Consider the following 15,577-nt stretch of genomic DNA (forward strand, 5'->3'; position numbering starts at 1 on the left):
CTCATAACTTTCGTGGAATAAGCACGATCGCTGCTCTTCGCCTATTCTACGGAATCTTAGGCTAGGTTTTCGTTTCCTGTAGGGAAGCTCCTTTTTGTTGTAAGCAAGTCATGCTTCAACGGCATTCAATGTGATTTTGGTAACTGAAACAATCGGTTGGAGGAGAGGTAGCTCTCGTGGTGGCCCACCACCAAATAAATAGCAACCCCATAACAAAAAACAAACTTCGTAGCCAAACAAATCGAGGAGGTACAATTTTCCAAAAAGGATCAGTTTCGATTTTGATGCTTTTGTAGAAATCACACAAGGTACGATCAAAACTTAAGTTGGTGTTGATACGCTCCAGGGCAACCAACCTACAGAAGAACCTGGATCCATTTGAACAAAGGTAGGCCGCACTCTCCATCCTCGCGTTAGCAGGGTGGGGTTCGGGCGAGGCAAAGGAGCGAAGCGGAGTTGCCAGTCCAGGTTAATCCTCATAACCCTGATTTTCAATGTACCGTTTCAGTACATCCAGACTTGCCCCACCACTAGAAACGAATCCATATCCACGCTTCCAGAACACGGGCTTCCAGTAATAAGGTTTCAGAAACTCCCGATACTCTTTGCGGATTTCCCGACTGGTAATTGTTTTAAGGATGTTGACCAATCTGGACAGCGCAATATCAGGAGCCATCTCTACCAACAGATGAATGTGGTCGTTACTTCCCAGGTCTGCCTTGCATTCAAGTAATGTGCATTTCTGCGTTTGGCAAAGCTTAGACATCATTGATTGGAGTCGAGCCTCCACCTCGGTTGTAATGACAGGATGACGATATTTTGTCACGAACACGATATGCACAATAAGAGAGCCAAGGCAGTGACCATAGGGTTTTAGCCGCATAGACAAAACTAACACTATAGTAGTACAATTGCTTCATGATAAAACGAAAGCCCATCATTAGAACAGACAAATGGAGCCTGAAGCCGACTGGTGAGCAGCGGTTGTTGTTTGCCGAAACGGTTAAGGTTTATCGCCGTTTGTGTCGTCATTTGGTGGGCATCGTTTTCACCCATTGGGCGCAATTAGGAGGACTGTCGAACCAGCAAGTTGTACCTGCTGTAGAACGGCTAATCCATGCGACAAGTCAAAACCCAAATGTAAAATATCCTTGCATTGACAAGGTGTTTCACAAGTTCCCCAGTTATTACCGCAGAGCCGCAATTCTTTTTGCTGTTGGGCAAGTTAGTAGCTTTGTCACCCGTTATCAGGAATGGCAATCAGGAACTCGCAAGCGACGAGATGCTAAACCTCCTGCCCTGAATGCAAATACTGGATGCTACCCGGTGTTGTACAAAGGGCAGTGCTACAAGCTACACGGACTGGAGCAGGTAGAAATCAAGGTATTTACTGGAACAGACTGGGTTTGGACAACGGTTCAAATATCAGGACTGAGAGAGCGGCACACAGTAAATAGCAATAAGTTGCTGTCTCCATCGTTGATTTTCAATCAACAGGCGTGTCATCTCTCTGTTCCGTTTGAGTGTCACCCCGAAAAGCGGCAACCCGACCAAAATGTGGTTGCTGTAGATTTGGGGATTAACACGACAGCAACGGTTTCAGTCGTGACGGTTTGCGGTACTGTAATCCATCGTGAATTCATTCACCCTGGAAGAGACATAGACCGCAGAGATCAACGCCTGAAGTCGGTTTCAGTCAGAGCAAGTCAGACGATGGGCAAAGGGGGCAAGCTGCAAAAAGGGTTTTGCTCCAACACCTATCGCAAGTGCCGTCACATCAACCAGCAAATTGCCCACCTCGTCTCGAAGCGGATTGTGCAAATTGCCAAAGCGTTCAACACTCAAGCGATTGTGTTTGAGAACCTGAAAGGGTGGAAGGCAACGGGGGGACGGAAACGTTCTACCTTGCGACAACGCTTTCATGGTTGGCTCAAGGCAATGATTCGCCAACACAGCGAAATGAAGTGGCAAGAGGTGGGTGGCAAGACAATAGATGTGATTGCTGCTTATACCTCGAAGTTGGCGTATGACGGGTCTGGTGTTGTGCGGCGCGACTCTAAAAACTATGCTCTGGCTAAATTCTCTTCTGGCAAGCGATATTCAGCAGACCTGAACGGCTCTCACAATATCGCTGCCAGAGGGATTCTTAAGCTCACTTGCCGAAAGGACAGTGAGGGGTGTTCAGGCAAAAGTTCCCGACACTCGCCTAGAAGCTGGGCTTGTTTGTGTGACCTGTGGACTAATCAGATAGTTACAGGTTAGCACCGACACCACCACCTCGCGTTAGTAGGTGGTGTGAGCTTCATCTTTAACATTTACCCTGGAAAAATCTATGGATTTACAAAAGTTCATCAATCATTGGATTTTTTTAACGTTTAGTTAAGTAACCTTGATATTTCAGGGGATTTCTCTCGATCCTAGTAGGAAGGTTGTTTATGGTTGTCGATCTATGCATTCTTTGTTTCCCTTATCACCGCGCTACCGTTTGGATGATGAACTTCCCTGGCTGGTAGGGGTTGACCCAGTGCGGCGATATTGGATCAACGTCAATGGTGATGAAAGTCAGGTGGTTACCATTCCAGGACTTCTGACTTCTGTAACGGAATTTAAGCGGACGGTTTTGGCGTTTCGGGCACTCCTTCCAGGGGAAACGCTGACCCTGAGTACCTACTCCACTCCAACCCAAATCTATTGCATTGCCGAGAATTGCTATGCGATCGCAGGGGAAGTGAATGGCGCAGCAATCTGGCACCTATTTGATCAGGAAACCATCGAAAGTTTTCTGATGACCGCTCATCCCGATTGGCAGTGCAGCCCTGAGGATGTGGAACTAGGGCGGAATCATCTGCTGCGATCGTTTGAACAGGCAGCGGTGGCCTAGTTATATGGACTGGTTATCCTGAGGAAGGCGAATTGAATAATCTGAAATTCTGATGGGGTGGGCAGCGTTTCGACGGCTCGACTGAGCGTTCGACTGAGCGTTCGACCGAGCTCACGCCGAGATCCGAAGGGCTCACGCCGAAGTCTTCGCCGAACTCCTGAGCTTTCGAGCTGAGCTTAAGCCGAAGTCTTGCCCGTCAACTGCTTTGAAAAACGCATAAGTAATTCACATACCGTTTAACAGCTTTGTATATCTTATTAACCTCCCCAGAGGGAACCTTTTGCGCGACAATTTTCAAGCAGGGGGAACGTTGTCAGACAGAGGGGCCTAACTGATCATGCGGAAACTGGTTAAAGGATTGAAGCAATTTCGAGCAGAGTATGTCTCAACTCACATCGAACTGCTCGAACAGCTTGCCCATATGCAGCATCCCAGAGTGCTGTTCATTACCTGCTCTGACTCTCGTGTTGCTCCCAACCTGATGACCAATGCCGACCTGGGCGATTTGTTCGTGATTCGCAATGCGGGCAATATTATTCCTCCCTACGGCGCGGCGAATGGAGGAGAAGGGGCGGCGGTTGAGTATGCCGTTCAAGCTCTGGACATTCAGCAAATTGTCGTCTGCGGCCACTCCCACTGTGGGGCGATGAAAGGGCTGCTGCAACTGGGCGAACTGGAAATGACCATGCCCCTAGTGTACGACTGGCTGAAACATGCTGAAGCGACCCGGCGGTTGGTGATGGAAAACTATGCCACCACGGGTCACACCAAGGAGGAATTGTTAGAAATTGCGGTTGCTGAGAACGTTCTAACCCAGATTGAGAACTTGAAGACCTACCCGGTGATCCATTCCCGGCTGTTCCGGGGCAAGCTGAAGCTTTACGCCTGGATTTATCTGATTGAAACGGGTGAGGTGCTGGCCTACGATCCAGAAACCCATGCCTATATGTCCCCTCAGATGCAGATTCAGGATCATGATCTGGGTGGAGATGATCTACCGGGACGGTATACCGCAACGCAGTATTCAGGGAAGCAAAATTCACCGATCGCCTGTGAGTTACCCCTTTACCAGTTGGATGATATGCCGGGTTGGGAGCAAGAGCAAGAGGAGACTGCTCAATCCAGCCAATCCAAGGTCACCCTGCATCGCAGCAATGGTTCAGGTCAGAACTCCTCCCAGGCTTCCCCATCGGAGAACAGTTCATCGGATCGCGCTGATTATGCTGCTTCGGATGGCTCGTCTGACCTGTCAAACCTGTGGCTCTCTCCTGAACAGGCCAATCGGATTTATCGAGGCGCGAGATAATCGGTTCACCGGGCGATCGGTTCATTTGAGCACCTTTTCCATGAAAAAATTGCGGAAGGTGACTCCCTGACGTTCAACCAGTTGGGACTGCATGACCCGGAAGCCATGACGCAGGAAAAGGGACGGGCCGTAATACTGACTTCTGAGGACAAGCGTTCGATGCCCAGCGATCGGGCTAACTGTTCCACATGGTTAAGTAACTGGGTGCCAACTCCCTTTCTTTGATGCTCGCAATGACAGAACAGGGCGGCAATGTAACCATCCTCTTTAAAGCTAATGAAGCCGATCGCCTGTCCTTCCGCTTCTGCGACGTAGATGCACCCGGTTTGCAGCCGCGTGTGCCAGGTCTGTTCATCCTTTGCGGCCGAAGACCAGACTTCAATTTGCCTGGGTGAATAGTCCCGTCGGTTCACCTGACGCACCGTGTTGTAAAACAATGTCCTCAGCTCATCGGCATCCGCAGGTTGAAATTCTCTAATTTGCATAGGGGATTTGCATGAAGTGAAAGGTTTGAAAAAAGAACGAGAATACTGCTTGTTGAGAAGGTTATGGAACTTATTTCAAGCACTCAACCGATCGTTCCGTAATTTCTTCAAATAAATTTGCTTGAGCATCGTACTGTAGCGCGGGCAGCGTTCGACTGAACTCACGTCGAAGTCTTGCCTGCCAGAAAAACCTTAGGAATGCGAATTAAATAGACTGAAATTCTTGTGGGGTGGGCATCTTGCCCGCCCAGTCAACAAAGTAAAACGCTTTACAGGTTATTTAATCCATGATCCTTAGCGATGCCAGGGCAAAGGGATATACCTGATGGTCATTCCTGACAAACCCTTCTTTTGTCTAAACAATCCCTCTGGAGACAGTGGAGTATTCTTACCTGACCCCTTAGCCTAAAAGGGGTTTTCGTTCAGCAAGATTACGTCTTGTTTTAAGGTTGTTTTACGGGAAAAACTAATTCATTTATGCATTACACCTATGATCTTCTGGTAATCGGTGGTGGCTCTGGCGGACTGGCAGCGGCGAAACGAGCAGCTCAACACGGCGTTCGAGTGGCGATCGTGGAACAGAAGCACTGGGGCGGAACGTGCGTTAACCGGGGCTGTATTCCTAAAAAGTTGATGGTGTATGCATCGGATGTTGCCCACCAAGTTAAGCTGGCGCGGAGCTACGGCTGGCAGATTCAGGCTGAGTTCAATTGGTCGGACTTTGTGCAGGCGAGAGATCGGGAGTTGGAACGGCTGCGGCAAGTACACGAAACGTCCCTCTCTAAGGCAGGGGTCGATCGAATTCAGGGTCATGCCTGCTTTGTGGATGCCCATACGGTGCAGGTGGAAGATCAAACGATTCAGGCGGACAAAATCCTGATTGCAGTGGGCGGAAAGCCGATTCTGCCAGACATTGAGGGTATCGAGCATACCATTACATCACGGGATATTTTCCATCTACCCAGGTTGCCTGAACGGTTGGTGATTGTTGGGGGCGGATATATTGGCGTTGAATTTGCCAGCATGATGCGTGGGTTTGGCTGTGAAGTTGCAATCCTGAATCGGGAGTCCTGTATTCTTCCTGGATTTGATGGCGATCTGACTCAAACCTTGCGGGATGCACTGCGCCAACGCGGGATTAACAGTCTGTGCGATACAACGGCTACAGCAATCCAAAAGGGAGCCAATGGTTTAGAGCTAACTCTGTCAGGAGAAGAGTCTGGTTCGCTGGTCGCCGATGTGGTTCTTTGTGCTGTGGGTCGATCGCCCAATCTGGAAGGACTGAGGCTGGAGCAAGCAGAGGTGGAATTCAGCCAAAAAGCGATCGAGGTGGATGACTATTACTGTACGAATCAACCCAATATCTATGCGATCGGGGACTGTAGCAGTCGTTTGCCGCTGACTCCCGTAGCGATTGCCGAAGGCCATGCAGTTGCCGATACGTTGTTTGGCGGCCAGCGTCGCCAGATTGAGTATGATTCCATTCCCTCAGCGGTCTTTGCGCGACCGGAAGCGGCCGCAGTGGGAATGACGGAATCCAAAGCAAAGGAACAGTTTGGAGATGAACAAATCATCTGCGATCGAACAGAATTTCGTCCTCTAGTTTACAGCTTAAGCGAATCCCCTGAGATGACAATGATGAAGTTCGTCATCCACAAGAAAACCGATCGCGTGTTGGGGCTACACATCGTAGGTGAACATGCTGCGGAGATGATTCAAGGAGCCGCTCTAGCAATGCAGAATGGCATGACCAAACAAGCTTTTTCTAACCTGATTGGCATTCATCCTACCTCTGCTGAAGAACTGTTTTCCTGAATCATCTGGCTGGCGATCGGCAATGGTTACAGCAAATCCAAGGCTTGATCCAATCCCTTGCGCACCACATCCGCCGATGCATACAGGGCAGCCTGTTCCTCTTCCGTCAGGGGAAGCTCCACGATCTCCTCCACCCCACCACAGCCCAACCGGGTCGGCACCCCAATAAATAAGTCGTTCAAACCATACTTTCCTTCCAGGTAAGCGGCGATCGGCAAAATCCGGGGTTGGTTCAGCAAAATCGTTTCCACCATCACGTAGGCGGAAGAGGCTGGCGCATAGTACGCTCCCCCCGTTTTCAGCAGTTCTACAATTTCTGCTCCCCCGTTCCGAGTTCGATCGACTAACCGCTCGATCGTGGCACTGTCCATCAATTCAGTAATGGGAATGCCGCTCACAGTGGAATAGCGGGGCAGGGGAACCATCAAATCTCCATGACTGCCCAGAACCATTGCCCGTACATCGATCGCGGAAACCCCTAATTCCATGGCAATGAAGGTCTGAAATCGGGCTGAGTCCAAAATGCCTGCCATTCCCATGACGCGATGGGACGGAAGACCGCTGACCTTCCAGGCGATGTAGGTCATGACATCCAGAGGGTTTGTGACGATGATAAAAATGGCGTTGGGCGAATGGGTGATTGCCTGCTTAGTGGCTTCAATCACAATATGGGCATTGGTGCGGGTGAGATCATCCCGGCTCATCCCCGCGGCGAGGCAATCCGGCGGTAATTACAACGATGTCGGAGTCATGGGTTGCGGCGTAGTCCTTTGCACCAATAACTTTGCGATCGTGACGTTCGATCGCACTTGCCTCAACTAAATCCAGGGCAATTCCCTCTGGACGACCCGGCACAATGTCAAGCAGTACGACATCGGCCAAATTCTTTTCGGCAATGCGTTGGGCTAACGTACTCCCCACATTGCCTGCACCAACGATAGAAACGCGGGTAGGACGACAGGTTAAAGGTGAAGCGGTCATAGGGGCGATCGACTCTTACTAAGGGTTCTGGTTCGATCTTGCCCTTTCTTCCCTGCTCCTTAGCCAGAAATTAACCAACCTTTTCCAATTGGTCTGCCCGCAACCAAAAGCCAGGCGTGGGGACGTAACCAAACTTCACAAAAACATAATCTCCCTTAGTTTCCACCACTTCCCCTTTGGTTTTGAACAGGTACTCTGGGAAGCGGGCATCACTGGACTGGGCTTCAATACTGTTTTCCAATTTTTCCCGTACTGCGCGGACGATGTCGCCTCTTTTTACTGCCATTGCTCTTCCCTCAAATCCAGCTTATGCAATATTCTAGCCCCAAATTGTAACGGTTTTTTGCGCCCTGCGGCAGGGGAGAGGTGGAGAAGTAGACCCGGAACCCAATCGCCTTCGAGTCCTCTCGCGGAGCGTGGGCGTGAGCCTGTAGGGTTAAGGGCTGAGAACTGATTCATTCCCAGGGGTTGAGCAGGCTCAGTTCCCTGTGGGTGAAATCTGATACATTGCGGGTCACAAGTACCATCTTGTGGTGCAGGGCTACGGCTGCAATGAGAGAGTCCATTACGCTCATGGGCGTTCCCTGCTGTCGCTGTTGGGCCGTTGTCTGTCCCCACGTTAAAAACACGTTGGTATCCAGGGACAGAATTCGGTTGGCAAATTGATGGAAGAGGGATTCGTTGAGCCAGATCTCTAGCTCGGTGCGCCGATTGGATGGGGGGCGGTTGCTAATGCCGAATTGAATTTCGCCAATGGTAACGGCACTGAGAAAGACTTGCTCCGGATCAACGGCATTGAGCCAATCAATGACTTTGGGTGCGGGATTAGGCTTGACGAATTCAGAAATAACGCAGGTATCGAGCAAATAGCGTAGGGTCATCGCTGATGGGGTCATAGCTCAAGTTGGCGGAGCTGGGTGCTGGAATTCCGTTCCAGGTTCAGTTCGCTGTGGCGCAGCGGTGAGGCGAGGAAGAAGTCTCCCAAAGGCTGCGGGGGGGCAGTGAGTTTTTTGTATTGGGCAAAGGGCATGACTACAGCGACTTCAACACCGTGGCGGGTGATGATTTGGGGGCCTTCGGATAGGGTTCGATCGATTAGCTCGGAGAGTTTGTTTTTGGCTTCTTGGAGTTGCCAGGAGGTCATGGTGTTCAGGGATTTCTAGCTAGACTGTCTAGATTTTAGCCTGAGATGGAACAATTACGTCGGGGGTAATTGTGATGCATGGAATGATATTGAGCGAATTGGCGAGTGAACTGTGCTTATGACGTTGCACAAATTGGTATTTTAGTGACTGCATTGACGGCTGAGAATTAGAATCAGCTATTCTACGCCTGAATTTTTCGATCGATTCTTGAAGCTGAGTGATGGGGATGCGATCGGTGGTAGAGAATTTTGGTATGGGAATGAAACCAGTAGTTGAGCTACGATTATCGAAAAATCTATGGCATCGTAATGACCAACCTACCCAAACGTACTAAGTCCCAAAAGATTGGTGTCAGTGCTGCTGACCTCCTAAGTTCTGTTCTTGCCAAATTTTGTAACGTTATTCCCGTCCCTCAAGATAGAGATCTAGGCATTGACTTCATATGTGAAATCATGGAGGGGGAGCACCCAACCGGAAAGCTATTTAATATTCAATGCAAAGGAAAAGAAGAATCGAAAGTAGAAAGCAACTCAATCACATTTCCCGTTAAAGTAACAACTCTCAATTATTGGTTACTTCAATCAAATCCAACGTTTCTAGTTATCGTTGACTGCCAAAACAGCGTTTTTTATTGGTCATTCCCTCAAGATTTTCTTAGCTTACTCGGTAAAAGCTGGCAAAACCAACAGACAGTTTCAATCTCAGTTCCTATTAAAAACCGCTTTGAGCAAAATATAATTACTCTACCAAGCCAACTAGTTTCAATTGTCAATTCCCAAGCATCTGCTACTCCTAAAAATGGTGATTATCTCGGCACGTTAACGCTTGCAAATGCAGTAAATAGAGCCACCGACTATGGATTGTATGTTTTGAGCGCACCTTTCCACCGACCTTTTCAGTATATTGGAATGCCTATTGCAGATGCCGCAAGAGCAGTTAGTAGTACTCCTAATGAAGTGGGCAATATCATTGTTGACTCCGAAGAAGCTCACATGCTGTTGGAAGCAGAAGGAAACTTTATTAACTATGTGGATGTTGAACTTAAAAGAACTGCACCTTGGAGTCAAAATCGCCCGTTCGACTCTGAAGCAATTTTAGGTGTATTAAGTATTAATCCATCCGAGTTAGAATTAGCCCGCAAACAGACACACTTTCACACCTACTACGACCATAAGAGAAGGTTAAAGATTGGTGTATCTTGTCATTATGAGGGCGCACCGCTATCTGTGGGATTTAGCAGCAAGTATTACAGAGCGTAAAGCTCTTTGAGATTTTTGGTTGGGTTACAGTTAGGGTTTAGTCCGATCGCCCGACAAAACATCCTAGTTCGTTTTGCTTCCTGCGAACACAAGTACTTTGAGGGCTAGTGCCTGCGATCGGCTGTAGAAAAAGCAACCCTGACAAAGGCTGAAGAATACAATGGACTTGGTAGTGTTTCAGAACTTGTATGAGCCAAATTCTAACGCTTGAGATCAGTGAGCAGGTGTTTGCAGCAATTCAGAAGCAGGCAGCAAAAGCTGGTGTTGCTCCAGAGCATTTAGCCGCTCTACTGATAGAGCAACAGTTTACTCCAATCTCCGAGTTGCCTGCTGATGAAGCCAACAGGGAAACCGCACGAACTAGATTCGAGCGTCACTTTGGAACGCTTAATTTAGGCAATACAACGAGTTCCGACAACGAAAGTATTGATGCAGATTTAGCCAAAGAGTATGCGAATACTGATGAGGATGAGTAATGCTCATCGATACTTCTGGATTACTATGTCTGCATTATCAAGCTGAACCTCTTCATACACAAGCTCTGGCTGCATATCGGAAAGCGGATAGTCGCCTCACTCATAGCTATGTCATGGCTGAGTATGTTGCATTAGCAAATGCAAGGCGTTTTTCTCGTTCCCTCGTTCTTGCCTTTGTGGTTGATCTACTGGATAGCCCAGATATACAAACGGTTTGGGTTGACGAATCTTTGCATCGAGCAGCAGTTCAGTTGTTGATGGCAAGACAGGATAAAACCTATTCTCTATGTGATGCAGTTAGCTTCGTTTTGATGCGCCAACACAGAATTACTGAGGGACTAACCACCGATCGCCACTTTGAGCAAGAGGGCTTTGTGCGCTTACTACAGCCAACCAGCTAGTTTCTTGTTATACTGCCTCAAACTTTGTGGAGTAGCGAAGTGCAGATTACCACACGCAATATTGGGTTAACGGTGGATGACAGCCTGATGCGGGTTTACGTTGCGGCTCCCAAACCAGAGGGACAGTATCCGGGCATTTTGTTTTACTCTGACATTTATCAGTTAGGCAGACCGATCACTCACCTCGCCGATCGCCTGGCTGGATATGGGTATGTGGTTGCCGCGCCAGAGATTTTTCATCGCATCGAGCCGATCGGAACCGTAATTGAGCCGAATGATTTAGGGCGACTGCGGGGAAATGATGCAGCAAGGCGGACAGCGATCGAGGACTACGATGCGGATGCGGTGGCAGTATTGGATTGGTTGACTGCCGAAAGCAATGTCTCTGAATTGGGCACGATCGGCTTTTGCATTGGCGGACATTTGGCGTTTCGGGCAGCCCTGAATCCGATGGTCAAAGCGGCAGCCTGTTGCTATCCCACCGGAATCCACAACGGGAAGTTAGGACGAGGCGTTGCTGATACCCTTCAGCGGGTGAATGAACTCAAAGGACAAGTCTTGACCATCTTTGGCACGGTTGACCCCCACGTGCCCCCCGAGGGTCGCCAGATTATTCTCGCAGCGTTAGATGAGGCGAAAGTCTCCCACAAAACCTTCCTCTACGAGGCAGACCACACCTTCATGCGCGACGATGGGCATCGCTATGATCCAGCCACCACCGATGCCGCCTGGGCAGAAATTATCGCGTTCTTCAGTCAGGTCTTTGCCCCTGTTACAGAATAAGTCGCAGAATAAATGGCTCGCGCCTGTGCCAAATCAGATTTTTTTCAGTAGAGTTAAGGCGGTTCATTGCGTTTCGGGCAAGTTTTGGCTAAAACTGGTATTTTCCCTGGAAATGCATTAGTATACTTGTACTTAAATCGGACTGGCGGGCAGAGGTTGCGTGTACATCAAGCGCGTTGAGTTGACCCACTTCAAATCCTTTGGCGGCACAACGGATGTTCCGTTACTGCCGGGGTTTACCGTGATTTCGGGCCCCAACGGGTCAGGTAAGTCCAATATCCTGGATGCCCTGCTGTTTGCCCTGGGCTTATCTAGCTCCAAAGGTATGCGCGCCGAACGTCTCCCCGATCTGGTCAATCAGACCCAGGCAGGCAGAGGGCGATCGGTCGTTGAAGCCAGCGTCACCGTCACCTTTTCCCTGGATGAAGGCGATGGAATCGAAGAAGACCTGGATCTACTTCTAGACAATCAACCGCCCACCGATCAACCCACCGAGCCACCAGACCCCTCCGAACCAAACGGACACAACGGCAACGGCAACACTCCTCACTCCTCACCCCTCACTCCTCACTCCCTCACCGACTGGACTGTCACCCGCAAACTCCGCGTCACCCAACAAGGCACCTACACCTCCAACTACTACATCAACGCCCAACCCTGCACCCTGACGGAACTGCACGAGCAGTTACACAAATTCCGCGTCTACCCCGAAGGTTACAACGTGGTGTTGCAGGGGGACGTAACGAGCATTATCTCCATGAATCCGCGAGAACGGCGGGAAATCATTGACGAATTGGCAGGGGTTGCCTCCTTCGATCGCAAAATTTCCCAGGCAAAAGATAAGCTGGATGCCGTGCGGGAACGGGAAGAAAGATTTCGGATTGTTGAAAAAGAATTAACCGAACAGCGCGATCGCCTGGCGCAGGATCGGATTAAAGCCGAGAAATACCAGCGGTTGCGGGCGGAGTTGCAAAGTAAGACGCAGTGGGAAGCGGTCTTAATCTGGCGGGCGCAGGGCAAGCAGGCGCAGCAACTTCAGGAGCAGATTGAGGCAGGCGATCGGGCGGCAGCCGATTTAGTCGAACAGCTCACGGCAGCGTCCAGTACCATCCAGCAAGCAGCGGCACAGTTGGAGCAACTCAACGCCAAGGTTAAGGCATTGGGCGAAGATGAACTCCTGGCACTACAGTCTACTCTGGCGACGCGGGAAGCCGAACTGCGGCAACTCCAGCGGCAAGAGCAGGAGTTGATTAACTCCAGTCGAGAACTGACGGTCAACCTGGAGCGCACCCAGCAAGAGATTCAGGAGCAGGTTAATTTGCTGGATCAAATTGCCCAGGAAAAGCAGCGCGTCGAAACCCAGGATCTGGTCGCCCTCCGATCGCAAAAGGAGCAAGCGCAACAAGAGCTGAACCGCCGTCGAGACTCTGCCAGTACGATCGCAGCAGCCTCAGAAGCCTGGGTGCAGGAACAAACCGAACTGCGGCATCAAATTGAGTCGATTCTGGATCGGGTGGAACCCCAGCGCACCGAGCAAGCTCGACTGCAAGAACGAGTGGCACAACTGGAGAGCAAAATTCAGGAGCAAAACCAGTCCTTGGAGGCGATCGTCCAGGAAGCGGCAGACAAACAGCAGCAATACAGTCGGGTGATTGGTCAACTGGGCGATCAGCGGCAGCAAGTGGATGCCCTGCAACAGGGAGCCACCGCCGCCGAACGGGATCTGCAAATTCAGCAGGATACTCAGAATCGTCTCCTCCAGGAACAGCGCGACAAACAGCGACAGTTGGACAAGCTGGAAGCTCAGGCGCAGGCAATGCGGGAAACCCAGGGAACTGGCGTGATTCAACTCCTGCAAGACTCTGGACTATCGGGCATTTGCGGATTGGTGGCGCAGCTGGGGCGAGTCGATGCCCAGTATCAGTTGGCTCTGGAAATTGCCGCAGGGGCGCGGTTAGCCCATCTGGTGGTGGATGATGACGGGGTTGCCGCCGCCGGAATTCAGCTTTTGAAACGGCAGCGCGCCGGACGAGCCACCTTCCTGCCTTTGAACAAAATTCGCGCCCCTCACTTTAACCCTGTCCCCCAATGGAACCGTCCTGATGGCTTCATCGACTACGCCTGCAATTTAATTGAATGCGACGATCGCTACCAGGATGTGTTTGCCTATGTGTTTGGTAGCACGGTCGTTTTTGCCAGTCTGGAAGCCGCACGGCGGGAAATGGGACAGTACCGGATCGTCACCCTGGATGGAGAATTGCTGGAAACCAGTGGAGCCATGACCGGGGGCAGCACCTCCTCCCGCCAGGGTTCCCTCCACTTTGGTACGGTGGAACCGGCTGAGTCTGCCGAAGCCATTGCCCTGCGCGATCGCCTCCAGGAAATCGATCGGATTTTGAGCCGCTGTCAGCAGGAGATTGGACAACTGGTGGTGACGGTGAAGCAGCAGTCCCAGGCTCTGATGGAAGCGCGCCAGCAGTACCGGGAGATCCAGATCCAGGCAGAACAATTGCAAAACCGCACCACTGCCCTGACGACCCAGGAAGCCCAGCTTCGCAAGCAGCTTTCCCACCATATGCAGGAATTGGCATCAGCCCAGGCGCGGCTGCAAACCCTGGAGCAACAGCTTCCCGCCCAGGAACAGGAACTGCAACAGTTGCGGCAAACCCTGGCGGAATTGGAGCAGTCCCAAACCCACAGTGAATGGCAGCAGATCCAGGCTTCCATCCGGCAGCAGGAGGCAGTCGTCGGCGATCGCCAACTGGCACTTCAGGCAGCGGAACAGCGAATTCAAGACCTGGACAATCAACAGCACCGCATTCAGGAAAAAATCAACCAATCCCGCCAAAAGCTGCAAGATTGCCGCGCCCAACAGACGACGGTTTTAAACCAGCACTCTGCCCTGGGAACGCAAGCCGCTGACCTGACGAACCAGATTACCCAGACTCAAACGGCTCTATCTGCCCTGGATCAAACCCTCGCTTCCGAAAAACAGGAACGCGATCGGGCGGAACGGCAACTGCGGGAGCATCAAAATGCCCATCAGCAGCTAGAGTGGCAGCGGCAAAAACTCCTGGAAACCCAGCAGGCGCGGCGGGAACAGTTGGCAACCCTTCGGGAGCAAATTCACGCCAAACAGGCAGAACTGCCCGATCCTCTGCCCGAAGTTCCGGAAGAGTTGGAACTAGAGCAACTCCAACATGAACTGCGATCGCTGCAACGTCGGCTTCAGGCAATGGAACCCGTGAACATGCTGGCCCTGGAGGAATACGATCGCACCCAGGCACGGTTAGAGGAATTGAGTGAGAAGCTAGGAACGCTGGATGAGGAGCGCACCGAGCTACTTTTAAGAATTGAAAACTTTACGACCCTGCGGCAACGGGCCTTTAAGGAAGCCTTTGATGCGGTCAACAAAAACTTCCAGTCGATTTTTGCGGAATTGTCGGACGGGGATGGCTACCTGCAACTGGATAATTCTGACGATCCCTTTGCTGGGGGCTTAAATTTAGTGGCCCACCCCAAGGGCAAGCCGGTTCGCCGTCTGGCTTCCATGTCGGGAGGGGAAAAGTCCCTGACTGCCCTCAGCTTTATCTTTGCCCTGCAACGCTATCGCCCATCCCCTTTCTACGCTTTTGATGAGGTGGATATGTTCCTGGATGGGGCAAACGTGGAGCGATTAGCTAAAATGATTAAACAGCAGGCACAGCAGGCACAGTTTATTGTGGTCAGCCTTCGCCGCCCTATGATTGAATCAGCAGAGCGGACGATCGGTGTCACCCAGGCGCGAGGAGCCTACACTCAAGTCTTAGGACTGAGCCTCCAACAGCCCCAAAGTGCTTCTGTCTAGCGAATCTAGCTAGTAAACTTCCAGGAGTTCTCTTCTGGAGAGCGTGACTTGTGGGTGCAGGTACAGGACAGACAAAAATCCGTCCTCTCGTAGGTAATCCTACTCCCCCAATTCAGGGTAGTGTTAATTAATATTGATATCTACTGATATCTGAGGTGTCTGTATCCATTACCTACTCGCTATATTATTCTGTTTCGA

The 15,577-nt window shown here is 50.7% G+C and carries 14 protein-coding genes and 1 pseudogene; 9 read left to right on the forward strand and 6 right to left on the reverse strand.

Annotated elements, in window-relative coordinates; translation table 11 throughout:
* Nucleotides 1-469 precede the first annotated feature (469 nt).
* Nucleotides 470-883, reverse strand: coding sequence for an IS200/IS605 family transposase (gene tnpA / locus ACM1PF_RS27260; protein ID WP_416669175.1), 414 nt, complete (start codon nucleotides 881-883; stop codon nucleotides 470-472).
* A gap of 35 nt (nucleotides 884-918) precedes the next feature.
* Between tnpA and ACM1PF_RS27265 the strand changes: the two genes are divergently transcribed.
* From ACM1PF_RS27265 to ACM1PF_RS27275, 3 genes are all read left to right on the forward strand, one after another.
* Nucleotides 919-2,262, forward strand: coding sequence for an IS200/IS605 family accessory protein TnpB-related protein (locus tag ACM1PF_RS27265; RefSeq protein ID WP_416669176.1), 1,344 nt, complete (start codon nucleotides 919-921; stop codon nucleotides 2,260-2,262).
* Between the two features lie 187 nt (nucleotides 2,263-2,449).
* The gene (locus tag ACM1PF_RS27270) at nucleotides 2,450-2,881 is read left to right on the forward strand and encodes a hypothetical protein (protein WP_416669178.1); all 432 of its coding nucleotides are present in this window, start codon (nucleotides 2,450-2,452) and stop codon (nucleotides 2,879-2,881) included.
* Nucleotides 2,882-3,218: 337 nt separating this feature from the next.
* Entirely contained in the window at nucleotides 3,219-4,187 is a 969-nt protein-coding gene (locus ACM1PF_RS27275) for a carbonic anhydrase (RefSeq protein WP_416669180.1), read from the forward strand.
* Between the two features lie 5 nt (nucleotides 4,188-4,192).
* Here the strand turns inward: ACM1PF_RS27275 and ACM1PF_RS27280 are convergent, their stop codons facing one another.
* Complete coding sequence (locus ACM1PF_RS27280; protein WP_416669182.1) at nucleotides 4,193-4,672, reverse strand: GNAT family N-acetyltransferase; 480 nt, start codon at nucleotides 4,670-4,672, stop codon at nucleotides 4,193-4,195.
* A gap of 477 nt (nucleotides 4,673-5,149) precedes the next feature.
* Between ACM1PF_RS27280 and gorA the strand changes: the two genes are divergently transcribed.
* On the forward strand, nucleotides 5,150-6,487 hold the full coding sequence (gorA, locus tag ACM1PF_RS27285; RefSeq protein WP_416669184.1) for a glutathione-disulfide reductase: 1,338 nt from the start codon (nucleotides 5,150-5,152) through the stop codon (nucleotides 6,485-6,487).
* Between the two features lie 26 nt (nucleotides 6,488-6,513).
* On the opposite strand, the pseudogene mdh reads toward gorA, so the two are convergent.
* The 4 genes and pseudogenes from mdh to ACM1PF_RS27305 all read right to left on the reverse strand — a co-directional run bounded on the left by mdh (nucleotide 6,514) and on the right by ACM1PF_RS27305 (nucleotide 8,612).
* Nucleotides 6,514-7,468 (reverse strand): annotated as a pseudogene (gene mdh / locus ACM1PF_RS27290) (malate dehydrogenase).
* Nucleotides 7,469-7,538: 70 nt separating this feature from the next.
* Nucleotides 7,539-7,754, reverse strand: coding sequence for an NAD(P)H-quinone oxidoreductase subunit O (gene ndhO, locus ACM1PF_RS27295; RefSeq protein ID WP_416669185.1), 216 nt, complete (start codon nucleotides 7,752-7,754; stop codon nucleotides 7,539-7,541).
* 169 nt (nucleotides 7,755-7,923) lie between these two features.
* The gene (locus ACM1PF_RS27300; protein ID WP_416669187.1) at nucleotides 7,924-8,364 is read right to left on the reverse strand and encodes a type II toxin-antitoxin system VapC family toxin; all 441 of its coding nucleotides are present in this window, start codon (nucleotides 8,362-8,364) and stop codon (nucleotides 7,924-7,926) included.
* Nucleotides 8,361-8,612, reverse strand: a complete 252-nt coding sequence (locus ACM1PF_RS27305; protein WP_416669189.1) for a type II toxin-antitoxin system Phd/YefM family antitoxin — start codon at nucleotides 8,610-8,612, stop codon at nucleotides 8,361-8,363. The genes ACM1PF_RS27300 and ACM1PF_RS27305 overlap by 4 nt, the downstream gene beginning before the upstream one ends.
* A gap of 273 nt (nucleotides 8,613-8,885) precedes the next feature.
* On the opposite strand from ACM1PF_RS27305, the gene ACM1PF_RS27310 reads away from it, so the two are divergent.
* The 5 genes from ACM1PF_RS27310 to smc all read left to right on the forward strand — a co-directional run bounded on the left by ACM1PF_RS27310 (nucleotide 8,886) and on the right by smc (nucleotide 15,379).
* Entirely contained in the window at nucleotides 8,886-9,872 is a 987-nt protein-coding gene (locus ACM1PF_RS27310) for a DUF4365 domain-containing protein (protein WP_416669191.1), read from the forward strand.
* A gap of 188 nt (nucleotides 9,873-10,060) precedes the next feature.
* Nucleotides 10,061-10,348 (forward strand): hypothetical protein, encoded by a 288-nt coding sequence (locus ACM1PF_RS27315; protein ID WP_416669193.1) that lies wholly within the window; start codon nucleotides 10,061-10,063, stop codon nucleotides 10,346-10,348.
* Nucleotides 10,348-10,749 (forward strand): type II toxin-antitoxin system VapC family toxin, encoded by a 402-nt coding sequence (locus tag ACM1PF_RS27320; RefSeq protein WP_416669195.1) that lies wholly within the window; start codon nucleotides 10,348-10,350, stop codon nucleotides 10,747-10,749. Before ACM1PF_RS27315 ends, ACM1PF_RS27320 begins: the two co-directional genes overlap by 1 nt.
* 39 nt (nucleotides 10,750-10,788) lie before the next feature.
* Nucleotides 10,789-11,532 (forward strand): dienelactone hydrolase family protein, encoded by a 744-nt coding sequence (locus ACM1PF_RS27325; protein WP_416669197.1) that lies wholly within the window; start codon nucleotides 10,789-10,791, stop codon nucleotides 11,530-11,532.
* 160 nt (nucleotides 11,533-11,692) lie between these two features.
* A complete protein-coding gene (smc, locus tag ACM1PF_RS27330) occupies nucleotides 11,693-15,379 on the forward strand; it encodes a chromosome segregation protein SMC (protein ID WP_416669199.1) in 3,687 nt (1,228 codons plus the stop codon).
* Nucleotides 15,380-15,577 lie beyond the last annotated feature (198 nt).

It is taken from the genome of Egbenema bharatensis FJBBOT/2019, assembly GCF_048077055.1.
GTDB classification, from domain to species: Bacteria; Cyanobacteriota; Cyanobacteriia; order Elainellales; family Elainellaceae; genus Egbenema; species Egbenema bharatensis.